Genomic DNA, 18,329 nt, shown 5'->3' with positions numbered 1-18,329 from the left:
TTTTGGTTTGGCACATGCTGACAATGTAAAAACGGCTATTAGAGAAATCGCCCCAGAATAAAGATATTTTTTTATACATAATTCCCATTATTTCATTAAGTTGACACGTCTATTGTATTATGAAATATCCCTTGAGATTATTAGAAATTTGGATTTCAAGCCTTTTCTTATGCTATAATAAGGTTACTATTGTAAAAAATGGAGAATAAAATGACAAAAACACCCTTTATTACGGCGGATAAACTCGATCAAATCACTGCAGAATTTCCAACACCTTTCCACCTTTACGATGAAAAAGGTATTCGTGAAACAGCGCGTGCAGTTAATGCAGCCTTTTCATGGAATCCTGGTTTTAAAGAATTCTTTGCTGTAAAGGCAACACCTAATCCAGCAATTCTCAGAATCTTGAAGGAAGAAGGGTGCGGTGTAGATTGTGCGACTGATACAGAGCTTGTCATGAGTAACAAAGTTGGTTTTGATAGTACTGCTATTAGTTTTACGTCTAATGATACACGAGCAGAAGAATTTGTTTACGCGCGTGATATCAATGCGATAATTAACCTTGATGCTTACGAAGATATTTTCTTCTTGGAAGAGTCTGCAGGGATTCCTGAAACGCTTTCTTTACGCTTTAACCCAGGTGGTGTCTTCTTACTTGGTACAGATATTATGGATCATCCTGAAGAATCTAAATTTGGGATGACTAAGGAGCAACTTTTCAAAGGTTATGCCTACCTTAAAGAAAAAGGGGTGAAATCATTCGGTTTGCATGCCTTCTTGGCGTCAAATACAGTAACGAATGAGTACTATCCAACCTTGGCTGCTCAACTCTTTGAATTGGCTGTAGAAATCAAGAATGAGCTTGGTATCAGCCTTGACTTTATCAACTTATCAGGTGGTGTTGGGGTAGACTACACGCCAGCGAACAAGCAAAACGATATTGCTGCTATCGGTGAAGGTGTTCATACTAAATTTGATGAAATCCTTGTTCCAAATGATCTTGGGGACATTAGTATTTACACCGAACTTGGTCGTTTCATGACAGCGCCACACGGACTCCTTGTTACTAAGGTTCTCCATATTAAGGATACTTATCGACGTTATGTTGGTGTTGATGCTTCTGCAGTTAACTTGCTTCGCCCAGCAATGTACGATGCCTACCACCACATTACTAATATGACTAATCCAAATGGTGATATTCAAGTGGTTGATGTCACAGGTTCGCTTTGTGAAAACAATGACAAGTTTGCTAAGAACCGTGAATTGCCTGAGGCTCGTATTGGGGATACCTTGGTTATCCATGATACTGGTGCCCATGGTTTTTCAATGGGTTATAACTATAATGGCCGTCTTCGTTCGGCAGAAATCCTCTATCAAGAAGATGGAACAGCGCGAATGATTCGTCGTGCAGAGACTATGAATGATTATTTTGCGACACTTGACGGATTTGATTTTGAAATTTAACAAAATAAGCTAGACCTAGGAGGTCTAGCTTATTTTGCTTTAATAATAACCGCTTCAAGAAGTGTAATGGCCGTCCCTTCTGGAGATTCAATGCAGCCTTCCTTTAGCCAGAGTGCCAAAATGGTAACAATGGTAATGACGTAAACTTCCGAAGAATACTTGACTGGAATATGATAGCTTCTTTCCATAAGTTCTGTGACATTTTCAATATCAGAGTTAAGGATGGTCTCGATAATGAACTCACAAATCAATTCATTGATGTTTGGAATATGTGTCATTAATGTGCGACAGAGCTTATGATTTTCCTTAAGATATCGTAGCATCTCGGTTAGAACACCTTTTTGATAGGTCATATACTTTTGCAGAATACTTGAAACTTTATCTAAAATCTTAGACAAGGTAGTTTCAACCAAGTTATCTTGATTTGAATAGTAGTAGAAGGTTGGTCTGCTGAGACTTACTTTTTTGATGATGTCTGTGGTGTTGATTTGTTCGAGTGAACTCTCTTCTGAGAGTTCAGTAAATGCATTGACAATTTTTTGTTTGGAAATAGTTACTTCCTTTAGCATAAGTAAGCCCCTTTATATAAACATAATAATTTCAAGACTTATATAAAAACCTAATTTTTTCCCTGAAATCTTACAAGTATTTCGCAGTTGTAAGCAAAAGAGGCTGAAACTCTCATTTTATCAGTATTTTAGATAAGTAATTTTTTTGCGGACTCGTTAAGAAACTAACGTCTTATTTGTCAGTAAGGCCTATTTTTGCTATAATATAAGGTAAATCAACGTTATAGGAGAATTAAATTTATGAACACCGTCCTTTGGATTATTCTTGTTTTTGTAGCCCTTTTGGGTGGCTTCTACGGAGGCGCATATTTTTCCCGCAAACAAATTGAGAAAGAATTAGCTGAAAATCCTCGTTTGAATGTGGACGCTGTTCGTACAATGATGTCGGCAGCAGGCCAAAAGCCTAATGAAGCTAAAGTGCGTCAAACATATAATCAGATTATTAAACAACAAAAACAAGCACTTGCAAATAGCAAGAAAAAATAATGGTGGGGAGCTGGGACGTGAATCTCAGCTTTTTACATGTAATGTAAGGGGATAAGGAGGCAAGATGGATAATCGACCTATAGGATTTTTGGATTCTGGTGTCGGAGGCCTGACGGTAGTACGTGAACTTAAACGTCAGTTGCCTCACGAGTCCATTGTTTATATTGGTGATTCTGCTAGGGCTCCATATGGCCCTAGACCAGCAGGACAAATCAGAGAGTATACCTGGCAGTTGGTTAAATTTCTCCTGACTAAAGACGTAAAGATGATTGTTATTGCTTGCAATACGGCGACAGCAGTGGTTTGGGAGGAAATTAAAGAGGCTTTGGACATTCCAGTACTAGGTGTGGTTTTGCCTGGTTCTAGTGCTGCCATTAAGTCTAGCCGGTCTGGTCAAATTGGTGTCATTGGTACTCCTATGACAATTTCGTCTAATATCTATGAGCAAAAAATTAAGCGTCTGGCCCCACAAATGAATGTCCTGAGTTTGTCCTGTCCCCGTTTTGCCCCAATTGTTGAATCAAATGAAATTAATTCAAGTGTGGCTAAAAAGATTGTCTATGAAAGCATGGCTCCTTTAGTTGATAGGGTAGATACCTTGGTTTTGGGTTGCACCCACTACCCACTTTTACGCCCGATTATTCAGAATGTTATGGGGCTAAGTGTCAAATTAATTGATAGCGGAGCTGAAACTGTTCGTGATGTTTCTGTCTTGCTCAATTACTTTGAAATTAACCGTAGTCGTGAGGTCAAAGACAAGACGGAAGAATACTACACCACAGCTAGTGTGCTTGGTTTTAAAGAAATTGCTGAGCAGTGGCTGGGTGAGGAAGTTACTGTCCAACATGTAGATTTGGATAAGGAGTTAGAAAATGACTAAATCAATTTTTGAATATAAGGATGATCAAGACTGGTACTTGGCTAGTTTTGGAAGCTATAATCACTTGACATGTTTTGGTGATGATGAGGCCTATGAACAATATGTTGACTTTTTTCAGGGCTTGACTAACACCTTAGATGTTAGTGGTTTTCAGTTACATGTTGTTAAACACTCTTCGGATCTTCGCTTAGTGTCTTTTATTTTGGATTGTTTGAAAGAGGAGCTTGGTCGAGACTTGGTCGTTACGCAACATCAAGGAACTTTGCTTGTAAGTGAAGGGGATAAGCTTCTCTATGTCCACGTACCTAGAGAAGGTGTCTCCTTGGATGATTTCTTTGGTTCTGATAATAAATCAGACTTTGGTGATGTTTTGTTGATTGCGACACGCAACGAAGGAAAAACCAAGGAGTTTCGGAAACTCTTTGGAAAGCTTGGTATTAAGGTAGAAAATCTTAATGATTATCCAGATCTTCCTGAGGTTGCTGAAACTGGTATGACCTTTGAAGAAAATGCACGCTTGAAGGCGGAAACTATTTCGAAATTAACTGGGAAGATGGTTCTTTCAGATGATTCAGGTTTGCAGGTAGATGTTCTTGGAGGTTTGCCAGGTGTGTGGTCTGCTCGTTTTGCGGGTCCAGAAGCTACCGATGCTGAAAATAATGCTAAGTTACTGCATGAACTTGCCATGGTACTTGATGATAGCAAACGCTCTGCCCAGTTCCATACAACCTTAGTTGTTGCAGCACCTGGACGTGATAGTTTGGTTGTTGATGCAGACTGGAAAGGTTATATTGGTCGAGAACCTAAAGGTGACAATGGTTTTGGTTATGATCCCCTTTTCTTAGTTGGTAATACGGGTAGGACAGCAGCAGAGCTTTCTACAGAGGAAAAAAATGAACAATCTCACCGTGGACAAGCTGTTAAGAAACTTATGGAGGTATTCCCAGCATGGCAGAACAAACAATAATCGTAATGAGCGACTCTCATGGAGAACGTGATATTGTAGTAGACATAAAAAAACGTTATCAAGGGAAGGTAGATGCCATTTTCCATAATGGAGATTCTGAGTTAGAATCAAGTGATTCTGTTTGGGAAGGTATCCATGTGGTTCGTGGTAACTGTGACTATGATTCAGGTTATCCAGAACGTTTGGTCGTGAAACTTGGTGATGTGATTACTGCGCAAACGCATGGTCATCTCTTTGGGATTAATTTTACCTGGGACAAGTTGGATCTTTGGGCACAACAAGAGGATGCTGATATCTGTCTATATGGGCATTTACATGTGGCAGCAGCTTGGCGAAATGGTAAGACTGTGTATATCAATCCAGGTTCTATTTCACAGCCACGTGGCCCAATCCATGAGAAACTCTATGCTAAGGTGATTATAAACGATGCAAAGATTCGTGTGGAATATTACACACGTGACCATGAACTTTATTCAGAACTTACACAGGAATTTGAACGATGATTGCTAAAGAATTTGAAGATTTTTTGTTGGCTCATTTAGACAACTATTTGATCCCATCAGATCAAGTTACTATTTTTATTGATAGCCATAACGCTGATCATGTGGTTTTGCTTTTGACAAGCAATGGTTATTCACGTGTGCCCGTTTTGACTAAGGACAAGCATTATCTTGGGACAATATCTTTGGCGGATATCAAGCGTTACCAAGATGAACATAACTTGCAAGAGTGGGAGATGGTTAATCGCGATATCGGACCGATGACTTCAGATGTTGTGGCAACAGTGAAAGATGATGCTAATCTAAGTGAGGTAATGCATAAGCTGGTTGATAATCCTTTCCTTGCAGTAGTTGACAGCCAAGGTATTTTTAAAGGAATTATTACACGAAAATCAATTCTCAAGGCAGTTAATAGCCTCTTACATGACTTTACACATGACTATATCATCATTCCAAAAACAACTGACAACTCAGATAACTGATTTTCTAGCTAGGAAGACCATTTCTGATAGCTCAAAACAAGCTTATGCTTATGATCTTAAGCAGTTTGTAAACTGTCTTCCAGGACGAGTAGATCAAACCAGTCTCAAGCTTTATGAAAATCAACTCAAGGAGTGGAAGCCTTCTGTGCAAAAACGTAAGCGCTCGGCTGTTAATCAGTTTTTGCTTTACCTTTATCAAAAGGGTGAGCTAGAGGAGTTTTTTAAACTGTCAGAGACTGCACCACTCCCTTCTCAGCAAGAAGAGTTAGAAATCTTTGATTTGTCGTCGCTCTATGAGGGACAAGAAGGGCCCGGTAAACTGGCTTGTCTGTTTATTCTAGAGTTAGGACTCTTACCTTCGGAAATCTTGGAGCTGAAATGGGAAGATATCGACTTGGATTTTGGTGTTGTAACAGTGGCTAAGGGAAGTACTAAGCGTGTTCTCAGACTGGATGGAGCTTTGAAAGAGCTCTTATTTGGGATTAAAAATGACAATAGTCAGGGATTGATTTTGAGTAAGGCTTTTACCCGTCAGTGGCTGTATAAGCAGATTCAATCTTATGTTGGTGGATGCGGCTTATCGGGGGTAACTGCCCAAGTCTTGCGCCAGCAATATATCCTTAGACAGATTGAAAAGGGAACGGGCGCCTTTGAACTTGCTCGTTTACTTGGGCTAAAAAGTCCAGTGACCTTGGAGAAATACTATAAAACCTAATGGATATTAAGTTAAAAGATTTTGAGGGGCCACTGGATTTGTTGCTCCATCTGATTTCTAAGTATGAAGTAGACATTTACGATGTTCCCATTGTTGAGGTCATCGAGCAATACTTGGCTTATTTGGCGACCTTGCAAGCTATGAAGCTAGAGGTTGCTGGGGAATATATGCTTATGGCTAGCCAGCTCATGTTGATTAAGAGTCGAAAACTATTGCCGACAGTTGTAGAGGATGAGCCTGAAGCGGATGATCCAGAACTAGAGCTCTTGAGTCAGCTAGAAGAATATGCACACTTCAAAGCAGCTAGTCAAGTGTTGGCTAAGAAGCATGAAGTGCGAGCTCAGTATTTTTCAAAACCAAAAGTAGAATTAGTTTATGAAGATGTGACGCTGAATCAGGATAAGACGATTCAAGATATTTTCTTGGCTTTTTCAAAAATCATGGCTGAAAAGCAAGAAGAAATTCGTCGAAGCCACACGACTATTGCACGTGATGATTATAAGATTGAAGACATGATGTTAATCATTGAGGAGGCCTTTAGTGCGAAAAATAAATTGTTTTTAGATGAGCTTTTTTCAGATGCTAAGGATATGAATCAAGTGATTACACTCTTTTTGGCAACTCTTGAATTAATTAAGATACATCGAATCTCGGTACAGCAGGAAACAATTTTTGGAACAATTACTCTAAGAAAGGAATGGACGAATGAGTAGTCACTTAGCACGATTAGAAGCCCTACTTTTTGTAGCTGGTGAAGATGGTCTTAATCTAAGGACTATGGCACAGCTCTTGGAAATACCAGTGACGGGACTGACTCAGTCCTTAGAAAAATTGCAAGCCAAGTATGAGGCAGATGAGGACACAGCACTTTGTTTATTGGAATCGTCAAATACCTATAAGATCGTGACTAAGCCTGATTTTGCATGTCTTCTGCGTGACTATTCCAAAACGCCAATCAACCAAAGTCTATCCCGAGCGAGTCTCGAGGTACTTTCTATAGTTGCTTATAAACAGCCCATTACTCGCGCTGAAGTTGATGACATTCGAGGTGTCAATTCCAGTGGCGCTATTGCCAAGCTTCAGGCTTTTGGTCTCATTCGAGAGGCTGGTAAAAAGGATGCTGTGGGTCGTCCCAACCTATATGCGACAACTGATTATTTCTTGGATTATATAGGAATTAACAGTTTAGACGAACTTGTGGCCATTGATCAACTAGAACTTGAAGAGCAAGAAACGAGCCTATTTAGGGAAGATGCTCCAGAAGATCTTGAGGATTTGGACAATTAAGATTAAACCTTGTTGAAACTAATCATTAAAAATTAAGAAACATAGCAGAGATGCTAGGTAGAAAGGATACAGCTGAAGCTGTAGAAAAAAGAATGCGAATTAATAAATATATCGCCCACGCTGGTGTGGCTAGTCGTCGTAAAGCTGAGGAATTGATTAAAGAAGGCCGTGTGACTTTAAACGGTAAGACCGTTATGGAATTGGCAACAATTGTCAAAAATGGAGACATTGTCGAGGTAAATGGAAGCCCAATTTATAATGAAGAAAAGGTATACTACCTTCTTAATAAACCACGTGGGGTTATTTCTTCAGTATCTGATGAGAAAAACCGTAAGACGGTTATTGATCTAATGCCCCACGTTAAGGAACGTATCTATCCTGTTGGTCGTCTTGATTGGGATACGACTGGCCTTCTTATTTTAACAAATGATGGTGACTTTACCGATAAAATGATTCACCCACGTAATGAGATTGATAAGGTTTATTTGGCGCGTGTTAAAGGTATTGCGACCAAGGAAAATCTTCGTCCTTTGACTCGTGGTGTGGTGATTGATGGTAAAAAAACTCAGCCGGCCCATTACAATATTATCAAGGTGGATCATGAAAAGAACCGATCAGTCGTCGAGTTGACGATTCATGAAGGGCGAAACCATCAGGTTAAGAAAATGTTTGAATCAGTAGGTTTGATTGTTGATAAGTTGTCACGTACCCGTTTTGGTACCCTAGATTTGACAGGACTACGTCCAGGAGAGTCACGCCGTCTAAACAAAAAAGAAATTAGTCAGCTTCATAACATTGCTGTTAACAAGGTTAAATGATGAAGAAGTTTCTGATTGCGTTAGTAAAGGCTTATCAGAGATGGATTTCTCCCCTGTTTCCACCGTCTTGTCGTTTTCGTCCAACTTGCTCAGTCTATATGATTCAAGCAATAGAAAAACATGGTTTAAAGGGAGTTCTTATGGGAATCGCCCGTATCTTAAGATGCCATCCCCTATCAGAGACTGGTGACGACCCAGTACCAGATTATTTTAGCCTAAAACGTAATAAAACTCCCTTGGACAATTGAATCCAAGGGAGCTTTTTTATGCTTAAATTTTTGACCATGTTTTTGGTAGGAATAGGAGCAATAAAGGATAGATTTCCAAACGTCCAGCAATCATAGCAAATCCCATGATTAGCTTAGACAAAGGACTAAAAATAGCGAAGCTATCAGTTGTTCCAAGTAAAGGTCCAATATTGTTAAATGTTGAAGCAGCAGCACTTGTCACAATCAAGAAATTTTGATTATCCAAGGACAGGATTGTAACTAGACTTAGTATGATCAACACATATACAGCCAAATAATTAAGAACGCTATGCTGTGTTTCTTTATCAAGAACACTTCCATTAATGTGTAGAGATAGGATACGGTTAGGATAGAGGCTAGCTAAGGTCTGATTACGTGCAATTTTAGCAATAATCATAGCACGGATAACCTTGAAGCCACCAGCTGTAGAACCCGCTGATCCCCCGATAAACATCAGGAGAAGTAGGATGTACTGAGAAAATAGTGGCCATTTGGTAATATCTGTTAGACCAAATCCCGTCGTTGTGATAATCGTTGACACTTCAAAGAATGAGTATTTAAACGAGTCAGCTAAACTGTGGTAAATCCCAAAAATATTGAGGATAATTAAACTTGTTGATACCGCAACAATCGTAAGATAGGTACGTAGCTCTTCATCTTGGAAGAAGAATCTGATTTTGCGAAGCAGGATATAGAAGTACAAGTTGAAGTTAACGCCAAATAGTAGGGTACCAACTGTAACCACATAAGTAATTAAATCGCTGTTATAGTAGGCAATAGAGTCATTATAGACTGCAAATCCACCGGTACCAGCACCTCCCATCGCAATGACAATACTATCGAAGAGTGGCATGCCACAAATCCATAGAATCATAGCAAAGATCACAAACATGCCCAGATAGATGATGTACAAAATCTGAGCTGTATTTTTGAGCTTGGCAACGACCTTACCAAAGACTGGACCAGGCACCTCTGCACGCATAACCTCATGATGACCATTTTTACTGTTGTTCATGATGGCTAGAGCAAAGACCAGCACCCCCATCCCTCCAATTAGGTGAGCGAAGCTTCGCCAGAAGAGGAGAGAATGGGTCAAGACCCCAGTATCTGTGAGAATAGTAGCCCCTGTAGTTGTGAAACCTGAGCTCATTTCGAAGAAGGCATCGATGACACTTGGGATTTGCCCAGAAAAAACAAACGGTAATCCCCCAAAGAATGACCAAAGTACCCAACAGAGGGCTACAATGAGCATTCCTTCTTTGGTGTAAATGCGGTAGTTCTTAGGTTTAAAGAGAGTACCAAGCACTCCGATAAAAAGGAGGATCGCCATAGTCCCCAAAATGCTGGCAAATACCTTGGCGTCTTCTTGATAAATAAGAGCCACGATAAGAGGTACAACTAAGAGTCCAGCTTCAATGAGGAGCAGTTTAGAAATAAGAAAACGGACAATAGATCGATTCATGGCAGCTTACCTCTTCAATAAGTCGTAAATGTGGGTTACGTTTTGCAAGAGAGTAACGACCACGATTTTATCGCCAATTGCCAATTTATCTTCTCCAGTTGGGAAGATGGCTTTTCCATTACGGATGATAGCAGCAATAAGGACACCATGAGCGAATTTAAGTTCAGAAAGTTTCTTCCCAGCGATTTTATTATTTTCCTTAATTTGGAATTGTAGGGTCTCGATACGGCCATTAGCTACGTGGTGAAGCGCGTCAAGACTAGAATCTTTGGCGTTATAGTGACCACGAACAAAGTGCATAACGGTATCAACAGCAATACTCTTAGGAGTGACAATTGTTGTTGTCTCACGTGTATCGACAATCTCTAAAAGACTGGTACGGTTGACCTTGGTAATATTTTTATGGACACCAAGACTTTCAAGGAACATAGAGGTGATGATATTTTCCTCATCTACTCCAGTTAGAGTAGCAACAGCATCATAACTAGCTGCGCTCTCTTCAAGAAGAAGGTCTTTAGCAGTACCATCCCCTAAGATAACGGAAACTTCAGGGAATATTTGACTAAAGGTTTGCGCACGGTCCATTTTCTGTTCAATCAATTTGACCTTAATACGGTTGTTTTTCAAGATATTTAGTAAGTAGTAGGAGATACGTCCAGCACCAATCAACAAAAGTTTTTTGATGCTTTTTGGTTTAATATAACTGTGGAAAAGTGCCATGTCAACACGTTTCCCAGTTACATAGATCTTATCCCCAGCTTGCATGGTAGCATTCCCGTATGGAATGGTGAGGTCGCCTTGACGATCAATCATACAAACCAAGATGTTACCGAATTTCTTACGAAATTGTTCCATTGTCATACCGGACAATCGGCTTGTTTCAGTGACCCTAAATGCCATAAGGATAACCCGTCCATTAGCAAAGGTTTCAACTGATAGAGCGTTTGGAAATTCAACGGTATTGGCAATATAGCGAGCAGTTAAAAGTTCAGGGTTAACTACTAATGAGAATCCGAGGAAGTTTTTGTCTTTGAAATAAGTATTAGAATATTCTGGGTTACGTACACGAACGATAGTTTCTTTTGCACCCATTTGTTTTGCCAGAACTGCTGATATCATGTTTACTTCATCTTTATCAGTCATGGCGATAAAGACATCGCAGTTATTAACCTCGGCTTGTTCCAAAATCTTGAAATTTGCCCCATTTCCAGCAAAGCCCATAACATCGTAGCGTTTACTGATGCGTTTGAGGACCTCTTCCTTTTCTTCAATTAAAATAACGTCGTGCTTCTCATCAACAAGAGAACGACAGAGTGCCGTACCGACTTTACCAGCACCTACGACAATAATACGCATGAGTTACCTCCAAATAATCATTACTATGATACTTTATTTTGGCCGAAAAATCATCCTTTTCAGCCAGCTTTATAGGTTATTCCTGTAAAAAAGGTGATGAAGTTAAAAATATTAATTTTTTTTCTACTAATAGTGTTGACTTTTACAGCTAAAGTGCTAAAATATACTCAACCATTCACTATTTTAAATCTAACCTGTCATGATTTAAGCTAATGAATGTCCATAACCATGTCGTCTGCTGAGCTTGACTCCGGGCGACATGGCATTTTTTATGTCTAGGAGAAGTCAGATGTCACGTAATCATATTGTCTTGTTTGAGCCCCGTATTCCACAAAACACTGGAAATATTGCACGTACCTGCGCAGCAACCAATAGCCCCCTCCACATCATTCGACCTATGGGGTTTCCAATTGATGACAAGAAGATGAAGCGCGCAGGCCTGGACTATTGGGATAAGCTTGATATCACTTATTATGACAATTTGGCTGATTTTATGTCTAAAAATCATGCTGGTCGTTTGCATCTAGTAACGAAGTTTGCGGATAAGACGTATTCAGAAGAGGTCTATGCTGATGGTGAGGATCACTATTTTATGTTTGGTCGTGAGGATACAGGCCTACCTGAGGACTTTATGCGTGAGCATCCTGAAAAAGCTATTCGTATTCCTATGAATGATGAACATGTCCGTAGTCTTAATGTCTCAAATACGGTTTGTATGATTGTCTATGAAGCTCTTCGTCAGCAGCAGTTTGAGGGGTTGGAGCTGAGTCACCGCTACCATCATGATAAATTAAAATAGATACTTCATGTTGTCTTAAAAGAATAAGTATAGTTATTGACTATCAACAAATTAGAAATCCATAAATTAAGAACCTTGTCACCAAGGTTTTTTTGTGTTATCCTTAAAGGGTCTTCGGGGCAGGGTGAAACTCCCGACCGGCGGTGATTCTTTGGATAAGTCCGCGAGCGCAAGCTGATGAGGTGTAATTCCTCAACCGACAGTATAGTCTGGATGGAAGAAGACCAGTCTTTTTGCGTAGGCTTTTTTTGGCATAGGCAAATCCATTGGGAACTTCTTTCAAATTGTTAAAATTTGGAGGAATTTTTTTATGACAAACACACATAAATTGGCTTACATTGCCATTTTATCTGCAGTTTCATTCTTGTTGCTTTATTTTTCATTTCCATTGATTCCAGCAGCAGACTTTTTGAAGGTTGATTTTTCAATCCTTCCTGTTCTTATCGCCTTGGTTATCTTTGATTTTAAGAGTGCTGTTGGTGTTCTCTTGCTTCGTTCATTGTTAAAGCTCTTACTAAACAATGGTGGCCCAGAATCAATGATTGGGCTTCCTATGAATTTTGTTGCTCTAGGAGTCTTTGTTTGGGGCCTAAGCTATTTTTGGAAGAAAAATCAAACAAGCAAGAATTATATTCTTGGTTCTGTTTTAGGAACGATTTTGCTTACAGTTGCCATGGTTGTTCTTAACTACATTTATGCAGTACCACTCTATGCTAAATTTGCTAACTTTGATATTGCGCAATTCATAGGTCTCTATAAATACCTTTTCGCTATGATAGTACCTTTTAACTTACTGGAAGGCTTGATTTTTTCAGTAGCTTTTGCTCTTATTTATGCCCCGCTTAAGTCTATATTAGTAAAATTATAAATATGAAACACAAATACACACATTATATTTACGCTTCCTTTGCCTTTTTGTTATTTGTTACTCTCGGTTACATGGTTAAGTTCTACCCTGAAGCCTTGACAGAATTTGATAGCAGCATACAAACTAGGGTTCGAGGAGACTTACCATCAGGACTGACACGCTTCTTTAAAACAATTACCATTCTTGGAAACACGCCGGTCCAGGCTATTATTGCAATTGTAGCAGTAATCTGGCTTTATTTACGTCAATATAAATCAGAAGCTATCTTTGTAGGTACCAGTGGGGTTATCGCTAGTGTTATGATTGTAAGTCTGAAGTACATTTATCAGCGTCAGCGCCCATCAATTACGCATTTGTTACATGCGGGAGGCTACTCTTTTCCTAGTGGCCATTCTTTAGGGACATTTATGATTCTTGGTGCTATTGCTATTGTCCTTGCTCAGCGTATGGAGAAAAAAGAATCCCAAGTAGCAGTTTATGGTATTACTGGCCTTCTGATTGCTCTTGTTGGACTGTCTCGTATTTATGTGGGTGTTCATTATCCAACTGATGTTTTAGCTGGCTTTACCCTAGCGTTTGGCTTGCTTAATGCTGTCTATCCAACTTATGACCGTATTCGCTTTGAATGGCGATTTCAAAGCAAACAGAAATAAAACAATATGCAGTTCTGAACTGCATTTTTTTGTTGGATAATCAAGATTTATCTTATAAAAAAACATTATTTTGTTATTAATGTATAAAAATATCGTATTTAAGACTAATATTCTGTTAAAAAAGCATTAACTGTATATTAAATATATTACAATTGTGATATAATATTTTTAAAGTTTTGATATAAAGGAGATTCTCTTGAACATAAAAGACAGCATTGGACTAAGAATCAAAACTGAGCGTGAACGCCAACAGATGTCACGTGAAGTGCTATGTTTAGATGGTGCGGAATTGACTGTTCGCCAGTTAATTCGTATTGAAAAGGGGGAGTCTCTCCCGTCTTTAGATAGATTATCGTATATTGCTAAACGTTTAGGAAAAAGTATGACAGAGTTATTGGATCAAGACAATATTACCATTCCTGACGAATATTATGAAATGAAGAATCGTTTGATTAAGTTTCCAACGTACAGAAACCCTGACAGAATAAAGTCTAAACTTACTTTGATTGAGGAAGTCTATGAGAAATTTTTTGATATTCTTCCAGAAGAAGAATTATTAACTCTAGACATTCTCGAAAATATATTGAGTTTTACTAGCTGGGAGGAGAGTCCAAAAGTTGAGGAGATATATGAAGACTTGTTTGAACAAGTCAAAAGGAAGAGGAAATTCTCAACTAACGATTTATTAGTCATTGACTATTATTTCTTTCATCTTTATGGCAGAAAACAGTATGACAAAAAACTATTTGAAAGAATTATAAAGAGAGTATTAAATCAGGAAATTTGGACAGATGATGTTTACAATATTGTTTTATTTAATGATTTGATGGCTATTGCTGCTTTAAAGATTTTTCACAATTCCTTCTCAGACTTCTTAACAGTTGTGGATAAAGCCTTAATTGTCATAGAAAAATCACAATTATATAGCTACAAGCCTAGTGTTTTTGTACTTAAGGCTAAATATGAACTTCTGCATAAAGAAAACAAGAAAGAGGCTGCAGAGAATTATGATAAGGCCATAATGTTTGCTTCCGTTTTGGAAGACTCGGTTTTAGAGGAAAGTATAAAGGCAGGAAAATTGGCAGATGGTTTATAGAAATGGTGGTGACATAAATGTCACTACTTTTTTAGGGTTAAATGTGTACTATAGAAATATAAATAATAGTTAAAAGGAGTTATATTTTGAAAACCCTGAAAATATTTGTACTATTTTCACTACTTATTGCTATCTTGCCTTATTTTGCAGGATGTCTTTAATAAGGAGCCATCATGCCAAAATGTCCATATATTTCACAGGTTGTTCAGCGTGATTGTGGGGTAGCTGCCTTAGCTATGATTCTCAAGCACTATGGTTCATCCTATAGTTTGGCTTATTTGCGGGAGTTAGCTCAGACTTCTCGTGAAGGAACTTCTGCGCTTGTTTTGGTTGAAGCGGGCAAGCAGTTGGGGTTTGAAACTCAGGCCATTCGTGCAGATTTAGACTTGTTTAAATAAGAAAACCTATCTTCCCCTTTTATTGTACATGTGGTTAAGGATGGTGGTATTCAACATTATTATACATTATTTGGTAAGGACAAGGGGCAGGTTGTAATTGGTGATCCAGATCCTAGCAAGAAGGTCATTAAATTGTCCCTAGAGGATTTTGACAAGGAATGGACAAGGGTTGCTCTATTTTTTGAACCGGGAGAAAACTACATTAAATATAAGGAAGAGGTACCTGGTCTTCTTTCGTTTTTACCAATTTTATTTCGTCGTAAAAGTTTGATAGCAGTCATCGTCTTGCTGAGCTTTCTGGTGACCCTTGTTAATATTATTGGTTCTTATTATTTGCAGTCTATTATAGACCGCTTGATTCCTCAAGAAGACTATTCTCTTCTGATTGTGATTTCTCTCGGTTTGTGCATCGCCTATCTAGCCCAACAAGTCTTCACTTTTTTCAAAGATTATCTTCTACATCGATTGGGTAATTACTTGTCCATTTCTGTTATCCTTCCTTATATTAAACATGTCCTTTCTTTGCCCATTAGTTTCTTCGGTTCACGTCGTACTGGTGAAATCACGTCACGTTTTAGAGATGCCAACACCATTATCGATGCTCTAGCTTCAACAATCTTATCGATTTTCCTAGATGTCACCATTGTGATAACTTTAGCTGTCGCCCTTATTTTACAAACCGTTCTCTTTTTTTGATGACCTTAACTTTGTAGTTCCTCTTTATGTTTTGATTATTCTGGCCTTTTTATAAGCTTTTTGAGAAGGAAAATTATCAATTGATGGAGGCAAATAGTCAGGTCAATACCGCTGTTATTGATGATTTGCGAGGTATTGAAACCTTAAAATCCTTGAGGGTTGAGGAAAGACGCTATCGAGAAATTGAGGTGAAATTCCATGACTATTTGAAGAAGTCTTTGTCTAAGGCCAAGTGGCAATTAACGCAGGATGGGTTAAAGACAGTGGTTCAGTTAGTTTCTAATGTCTTTATCCTCTGGTATGGGGCACAATTGGTCATGGAAGGGCAACTATCTGCAGGTCAGTTGATTACCTATAATATGTTGTTGAATTATTTTACAACTTCTTTAATTAATATCATCAATCTCCAATCTAAAATTCAGAAAGCCAAAGTCACCAATAATTGTCGGTAGTGTAAAATAAGTTGTGTAAACACAAAAAGGAATAAATCCGTTATAGTAGAGTTGCAAAACATTACTAGAAAGAGATTTATTCCTATGACTCAGTTTACCACAGAACTACTTAACTTCCTAGCCCAAAAGCAAGATATTGATGAATTTTTCCGTACTTCTCTTGAAACAGCTATGAATGATCTGCTTCAAGCAGAGTTATCAGCCTTTTTAGGGTATGAACCTTACGATAAATTAGGCTATAATTCTGGGAATAGTCGTAACGGAAGCTATGCACGGAAATTCGAAACCAAATATGGGACTGTTCAGTTGAGTATTCCTAGAGATCGTAATGGGAACTTTAGTCCAGCTTTGCTTCCCGCTTATGGACGTCGAGATGACCACTTGGAAGAGATGGTTATCAAACTCTATCAAACCGGTGTAACGACTCGAGAAATTAGTGATATCATCGAGCGAATGTATGGTCATCACTATAGTCCTGCCACAATTTCTAATATCTCAAAAGCAACTCAGGAGAATGTCGCTACTTTTCATGAGCGAAGCTTAGAAGCCAATTACTCTGTTTTATTTCTTGACGGAACCTATCTTCCCTTAAGACGTGGAACCGTTAGTAAAGAATGTATTCATATCGCACTTGGCATTACACCAGAAGGACAGAAGGCTGTTCTTGGATATGAAATCGCTCCAAATGAAAACAATGCTTCTTGGTCCACCCTGTTAGACAAGCTTCAAAACCAAGGAATCCAACAGGTTTCTCTTGTAGTGACCGATGGCTTCAAGGGGCTTGAAGAGATTATCAATCAGGCTTACCCATTAGCTAAACAACAACGTTGCTTAATTCATATTAGTCGAAATCTAGCTAGTAAAGTGAAACGAGCAGATAGAGCGGTTATTCTGGAGCAATTTAAAACGATTTATCGTGCTGAAAATTTAGAAATGGCAGTGCAAGCTTTAGAGAACTTTATCGCTGAATGGAAACCAAAGTATAGGAAAGTCATGGAAAGTCTGGAGAATACGGATAATCTTTTAACTTTTTATCAGTTTCCCTACCAGATTTGGCATAGCATTTATTCGACAAACCTCATTGAGTCTCTTAACAAAGAAATCAAACGTCAAACGAAAAAGAAGGTTCTTTTTCCTAACGAGGAGGCTCTGGAACGTTATTTAGTTACCCTGTTTGAAGATTATAATTTCAAGCAAAATCAACGCATCCATAAAGGGTTTGGCCAATGTGCTGACACACTTGAAAGCTTATTTGATTAACATTCTTCAACTCTACTTGAGTGTTTACACATAATTATTGACAGTATCTAATTGTCTTCAAGAAGTTTATGTTGTGGACAAGGAAGAAAAAGGAAAACTTAAAGAGTTATCTTTTAAACAACTTGCTTTTAAAGGAGTCAGTCACCGTTTTAGTTATCAGTAAGAGACTCTTAGTAAGATTGATTTGACGATTAATAAGGGAGAGAAAATTGCCATCATGGGTCAGAGTAGTTCTGGGAAAACGACTTTAGCGAAGATTTCGTCAGGTTATTACACAAAATCTAGTGGTCATGTAAGCCTAGACAAAGCTTCTATTAGCCAAGCGGAGTTGCGCCAGTTGGTGGCCTATGTTCCACAACAGACCTATGTCTTTATGGGAACAATATTAGAAAATTTATTGTTAGGCCTTGAAGGAGAAGTTGATGAGCATCTTATTCTGAAAGTCTGTGAACAAGCCGATATTTTGGCTGATATTCAAAAGATGCCCCTAGGTTTTCAGACCCAAGTATCTGAAGATGGAGGTCTGTCTGGCGGTCAAAAACAAAGATTAGCTATAGCAAGGGCTCTCTTGTCCAATCAACCAATCTTGATTTTTGATGAAGCTACAAGTGGTCTGGACAGGGAAACTGAAAGTAGAGTAATGGCCAATCTTTCTAAACTGACACGAACAATGATTTTCATTGCTCACCGTAGCAGTGTCTACCAACATGTCAGTCGTGTAGTGACTATGGCAAATGGGAAGCTTGAAGCAGCTAGTCCCAACTTCAATCCATTCCAGTTCATTTAAAATCATCTTCCTATTTATATAGAAAAATTAAGGAATCTAAAATTTCAAATCTTGCAGCCGTCTTCTTTATGTAGTATACTGGGGCA

At 38.6% G+C, this 18,329-nt stretch carries 22 protein-coding genes, 2 pseudogenes and 1 riboswitch; of the genes and pseudogenes, 21 read left to right on the top strand and 3 right to left on the bottom strand.

Features of this window, described 5'->3' with window-relative positions:
- The first annotated feature begins 210 nt into the window (after nucleotides 1–210).
- Nucleotides 211–1,464: a diaminopimelate decarboxylase gene (locus NST05_RS08580; RefSeq protein WP_071417480.1), complete on the top strand. Its 1,254-nt coding sequence runs from the start codon at nucleotides 211–213 to the stop codon at nucleotides 1,462–1,464.
- Between the two features lie 29 nt (nucleotides 1,465–1,493).
- Here NST05_RS08580 and NST05_RS08575 read toward each other — a convergent pair whose 3' ends face one another.
- Nucleotides 1,494–2,033, bottom strand: a complete 540-nt coding sequence (locus NST05_RS08575) for a TetR-like C-terminal domain-containing protein (RefSeq protein WP_024009728.1) — start codon at nucleotides 2,031–2,033, stop codon at nucleotides 1,494–1,496.
- A 240-nt stretch (nucleotides 2,034–2,273) separates the two neighbouring features.
- Here NST05_RS08575 and NST05_RS08570 point away from each other — a divergent pair, with 240 nt between their 5' ends.
- The 11 genes and pseudogenes from NST05_RS08570 (at nucleotide 2,274) to yidD (ending at nucleotide 8,416) form a co-directional block, all read left to right on the top strand.
- Nucleotides 2,274–2,519 (top strand): YneF family protein, encoded by a 246-nt coding sequence (locus NST05_RS08570; protein WP_002949478.1) that lies wholly within the window; start codon nucleotides 2,274–2,276, stop codon nucleotides 2,517–2,519.
- 64 nt (nucleotides 2,520–2,583) lie between these two features.
- Nucleotides 2,584–3,399 carry a glutamate racemase gene (gene racE, locus NST05_RS08565; RefSeq protein WP_002949483.1) on the top strand — a complete coding sequence of 272 codons (816 nt, stop codon included), beginning with the start codon at nucleotides 2,584–2,586 and terminating at the stop codon, nucleotides 3,397–3,399.
- Nucleotides 3,392–4,330, top strand: a pseudogene (locus tag NST05_RS08560) (nucleoside-triphosphate diphosphatase); the annotation flags it as partial. The gene racE and the pseudogene NST05_RS08560, both read left to right, overlap by 8 nt.
- On the top strand, nucleotides 4,293–4,397 hold the full coding sequence (locus NST05_RS11105; RefSeq protein WP_370869437.1) for a hypothetical protein: 105 nt from the start codon (nucleotides 4,293–4,295) through the stop codon (nucleotides 4,395–4,397). The pseudogene NST05_RS08560 and the gene NST05_RS11105, both read left to right, overlap by 38 nt.
- The gene (locus tag NST05_RS08555; RefSeq protein ID WP_084828463.1) at nucleotides 4,348–4,869 is read left to right on the top strand and encodes a metallophosphoesterase; all 522 of its coding nucleotides are present in this window, start codon (nucleotides 4,348–4,350) and stop codon (nucleotides 4,867–4,869) included. The genes NST05_RS11105 and NST05_RS08555 overlap by 50 nt, the downstream gene beginning before the upstream one ends.
- Nucleotides 4,866–5,348: a cyclic-di-AMP-binding protein CbpB gene (gene cbpB, locus NST05_RS08550; RefSeq protein WP_084828464.1), complete on the top strand. Its 483-nt coding sequence runs from the start codon at nucleotides 4,866–4,868 to the stop codon at nucleotides 5,346–5,348. The genes NST05_RS08555 and cbpB overlap by 4 nt, the downstream gene beginning before the upstream one ends.
- Nucleotides 5,302–6,063: a site-specific tyrosine recombinase XerD gene (gene xerD / locus NST05_RS08545; protein ID WP_084828465.1), complete on the top strand. Its 762-nt coding sequence runs from the start codon at nucleotides 5,302–5,304 to the stop codon at nucleotides 6,061–6,063. The genes cbpB and xerD overlap by 47 nt, the downstream gene beginning before the upstream one ends.
- The gene (locus tag NST05_RS08540) at nucleotides 6,063–6,776 is read left to right on the top strand and encodes a segregation/condensation protein A (RefSeq protein ID WP_084828466.1); all 714 of its coding nucleotides are present in this window, start codon (nucleotides 6,063–6,065) and stop codon (nucleotides 6,774–6,776) included. Before xerD ends, NST05_RS08540 begins: the two co-directional genes overlap by 1 nt.
- On the top strand, nucleotides 6,769–7,350 hold the full coding sequence (scpB, locus tag NST05_RS08535; RefSeq protein ID WP_340742995.1) for an SMC-Scp complex subunit ScpB: 582 nt from the start codon (nucleotides 6,769–6,771) through the stop codon (nucleotides 7,348–7,350). Before NST05_RS08540 ends, scpB begins: the two co-directional genes overlap by 8 nt.
- Before the next feature lie 92 nt (nucleotides 7,351–7,442).
- Nucleotides 7,443–8,168 (top strand): pseudouridine synthase, encoded by a 726-nt coding sequence (locus tag NST05_RS08530; RefSeq protein ID WP_002949498.1) that lies wholly within the window; start codon nucleotides 7,443–7,445, stop codon nucleotides 8,166–8,168.
- A complete protein-coding gene (gene yidD, locus NST05_RS08525) occupies nucleotides 8,165–8,416 on the top strand; it encodes a membrane protein insertion efficiency factor YidD (protein ID WP_084828467.1) in 252 nt (83 codons plus the stop codon). Before NST05_RS08530 ends, yidD begins: the two co-directional genes overlap by 4 nt.
- Before the next feature lie 22 nt (nucleotides 8,417–8,438).
- Here the strand turns inward: yidD and NST05_RS08520 are convergent, their stop codons facing one another.
- Both NST05_RS08520 and trkA read right to left on the bottom strand, forming a co-directional pair.
- Complete coding sequence (locus NST05_RS08520) at nucleotides 8,439–9,878, bottom strand: TrkH family potassium uptake protein (RefSeq protein WP_024704180.1); 1,440 nt, start codon at nucleotides 9,876–9,878, stop codon at nucleotides 8,439–8,441.
- Nucleotides 9,879–9,884: 6 nt separating this feature from the next.
- Nucleotides 9,885–11,234, bottom strand: a complete 1,350-nt coding sequence (trkA, locus tag NST05_RS08515) for a Trk system potassium transporter TrkA (protein WP_084828468.1) — start codon at nucleotides 11,232–11,234, stop codon at nucleotides 9,885–9,887.
- 259 nt (nucleotides 11,235–11,493) lie between these two features.
- Between trkA and NST05_RS08510 the strand changes: the two genes are divergently transcribed.
- The 9 genes and pseudogenes from NST05_RS08510 to NST05_RS08470 all read left to right on the top strand — a co-directional run bounded on the left by NST05_RS08510 (nucleotide 11,494) and on the right by NST05_RS08470 (nucleotide 18,243).
- A complete protein-coding gene (locus tag NST05_RS08510) occupies nucleotides 11,494–12,033 on the top strand; it encodes a tRNA (cytidine(34)-2'-O)-methyltransferase (protein ID WP_372585740.1) in 540 nt (179 codons plus the stop codon).
- Between the two features lie 106 nt (nucleotides 12,034–12,139).
- A riboswitch (FMN riboswitch) is annotated at nucleotides 12,140–12,262 on the top strand.
- An 81-nt stretch (nucleotides 12,263–12,343) separates the two neighbouring features.
- Nucleotides 12,344–12,901, top strand: coding sequence for an ECF transporter S component (locus NST05_RS08505; RefSeq protein ID WP_084828469.1), 558 nt, complete (start codon nucleotides 12,344–12,346; stop codon nucleotides 12,899–12,901).
- 2 nt (nucleotides 12,902–12,903) lie between these two features.
- On the top strand, nucleotides 12,904–13,554 hold the full coding sequence (locus NST05_RS08500) for a phosphatase PAP2 family protein (protein WP_084828470.1): 651 nt from the start codon (nucleotides 12,904–12,906) through the stop codon (nucleotides 13,552–13,554).
- A gap of 196 nt (nucleotides 13,555–13,750) precedes the next feature.
- Nucleotides 13,751–14,650 (top strand): helix-turn-helix domain-containing protein, encoded by a 900-nt coding sequence (locus NST05_RS08495; protein WP_084828471.1) that lies wholly within the window; start codon nucleotides 13,751–13,753, stop codon nucleotides 14,648–14,650.
- Between the two features lie 173 nt (nucleotides 14,651–14,823).
- A pseudogene (locus NST05_RS08490) lies at nucleotides 14,824–15,183 on the top strand (cysteine peptidase family C39 domain-containing protein); the annotation flags it as partial.
- 165 nt (nucleotides 15,184–15,348) lie between these two features.
- Complete coding sequence (locus tag NST05_RS08485) at nucleotides 15,349–15,744, top strand: ABC transporter transmembrane domain-containing protein (RefSeq protein ID WP_252989162.1); 396 nt, start codon at nucleotides 15,349–15,351, stop codon at nucleotides 15,742–15,744.
- An 83-nt stretch (nucleotides 15,745–15,827) separates the two neighbouring features.
- Complete coding sequence (locus NST05_RS08480) at nucleotides 15,828–16,196, top strand: ABC transporter transmembrane domain-containing protein (protein ID WP_252989163.1); 369 nt, start codon at nucleotides 15,828–15,830, stop codon at nucleotides 16,194–16,196.
- An 84-nt stretch (nucleotides 16,197–16,280) separates the two neighbouring features.
- A complete protein-coding gene (locus NST05_RS08475; RefSeq protein WP_159341049.1) occupies nucleotides 16,281–17,456 on the top strand; it encodes an IS256-like element IS1191 family transposase in 1,176 nt (391 codons plus the stop codon).
- Between the two features lie 217 nt (nucleotides 17,457–17,673).
- Nucleotides 17,674–18,243, top strand: coding sequence for an ATP-binding cassette domain-containing protein (locus tag NST05_RS08470; protein WP_232694047.1), 570 nt, complete (start codon nucleotides 17,674–17,676; stop codon nucleotides 18,241–18,243).
- Nucleotides 18,244–18,329: the final 86 nt, after the last annotated feature.

The organism is Streptococcus sp. FSL E2-3494 (genome assembly GCF_038007085.1).
Taxonomy (GTDB): Bacteria; Bacillota; Bacilli; order Lactobacillales; family Streptococcaceae; genus Streptococcus; species Streptococcus thermophilus.
The sequence above is the reverse complement of the archived record's forward strand: the minus strand, read 5'-3'. Positions and strand labels throughout refer to the sequence as shown.

Excerpts from the sequence above, each read along its gene's own strand:
- NST05_RS08570 (WP_002949478.1), top strand. The coding sequence starts at position 2,274 with ATGAACACCGTCCTTTGGATTATTCTTGTTTTTGTAGCCCTTTTGGGT.
- racE (WP_002949483.1), top strand. The coding sequence starts at position 2,584 with ATGGATAATCGACCTATAGGATTTTTGGATTCTGGTGTCGGAGGCCTG.
- yidD (WP_084828467.1), top strand. The coding sequence starts at position 8,165 with ATGATGAAGAAGTTTCTGATTGCGTTAGTAAAGGCTTATCAGAGATGG.
- NST05_RS08505 (WP_084828469.1), top strand. The coding sequence starts at position 12,344 with ATGACAAACACACATAAATTGGCTTACATTGCCATTTTATCTGCAGTT.
- NST05_RS08520 (WP_024704180.1), bottom strand. The coding sequence starts at position 9,878 with ATGAATCGATCTATTGTCCGTTTTCTTATTTCTAAACTGCTCCTCATT.
- NST05_RS08555 (WP_084828463.1), top strand. The coding sequence starts at position 4,348 with ATGGCAGAACAAACAATAATCGTAATGAGCGACTCTCATGGAGAACGT.
- NST05_RS08475 (WP_159341049.1), top strand. The coding sequence starts at position 16,281 with ATGACTCAGTTTACCACAGAACTACTTAACTTCCTAGCCCAAAAGCAA.
- NST05_RS08530 (WP_002949498.1), top strand. The coding sequence starts at position 7,443 with ATGCGAATTAATAAATATATCGCCCACGCTGGTGTGGCTAGTCGTCGT.
- NST05_RS08470 (WP_232694047.1), top strand. The coding sequence starts at position 17,674 with ATGGGTCAGAGTAGTTCTGGGAAAACGACTTTAGCGAAGATTTCGTCA.
- NST05_RS11105 (WP_370869437.1), top strand. The coding sequence starts at position 4,293 with ATGAACAATCTCACCGTGGACAAGCTGTTAAGAAACTTATGGAGGTAT.
- NST05_RS08575 (WP_024009728.1), bottom strand. The coding sequence starts at position 2,033 with ATGCTAAAGGAAGTAACTATTTCCAAACAAAAAATTGTCAATGCATTT.
- NST05_RS08510 (WP_372585740.1), top strand. The coding sequence starts at position 11,494 with ATGGCATTTTTTATGTCTAGGAGAAGTCAGATGTCACGTAATCATATT.
- cbpB (WP_084828464.1), top strand. The coding sequence starts at position 4,866 with ATGATTGCTAAAGAATTTGAAGATTTTTTGTTGGCTCATTTAGACAAC.
- NST05_RS08500 (WP_084828470.1), top strand. The coding sequence starts at position 12,904 with ATGAAACACAAATACACACATTATATTTACGCTTCCTTTGCCTTTTTG.
- NST05_RS08540 (WP_084828466.1), top strand. The coding sequence starts at position 6,063 with ATGGATATTAAGTTAAAAGATTTTGAGGGGCCACTGGATTTGTTGCTC.
- NST05_RS08580 (WP_071417480.1), top strand. The coding sequence starts at position 211 with ATGACAAAAACACCCTTTATTACGGCGGATAAACTCGATCAAATCACT.
- NST05_RS08480 (WP_252989163.1), top strand. The coding sequence starts at position 15,828 with ATGGAGGCAAATAGTCAGGTCAATACCGCTGTTATTGATGATTTGCGA.
- trkA (WP_084828468.1), bottom strand. The coding sequence starts at position 11,234 with ATGCGTATTATTGTCGTAGGTGCTGGTAAAGTCGGTACGGCACTCTGT.
- xerD (WP_084828465.1), top strand. The coding sequence starts at position 5,302 with ATGACTATATCATCATTCCAAAAACAACTGACAACTCAGATAACTGAT.
- scpB (WP_340742995.1), top strand. The coding sequence starts at position 6,769 with ATGAGTAGTCACTTAGCACGATTAGAAGCCCTACTTTTTGTAGCTGGT.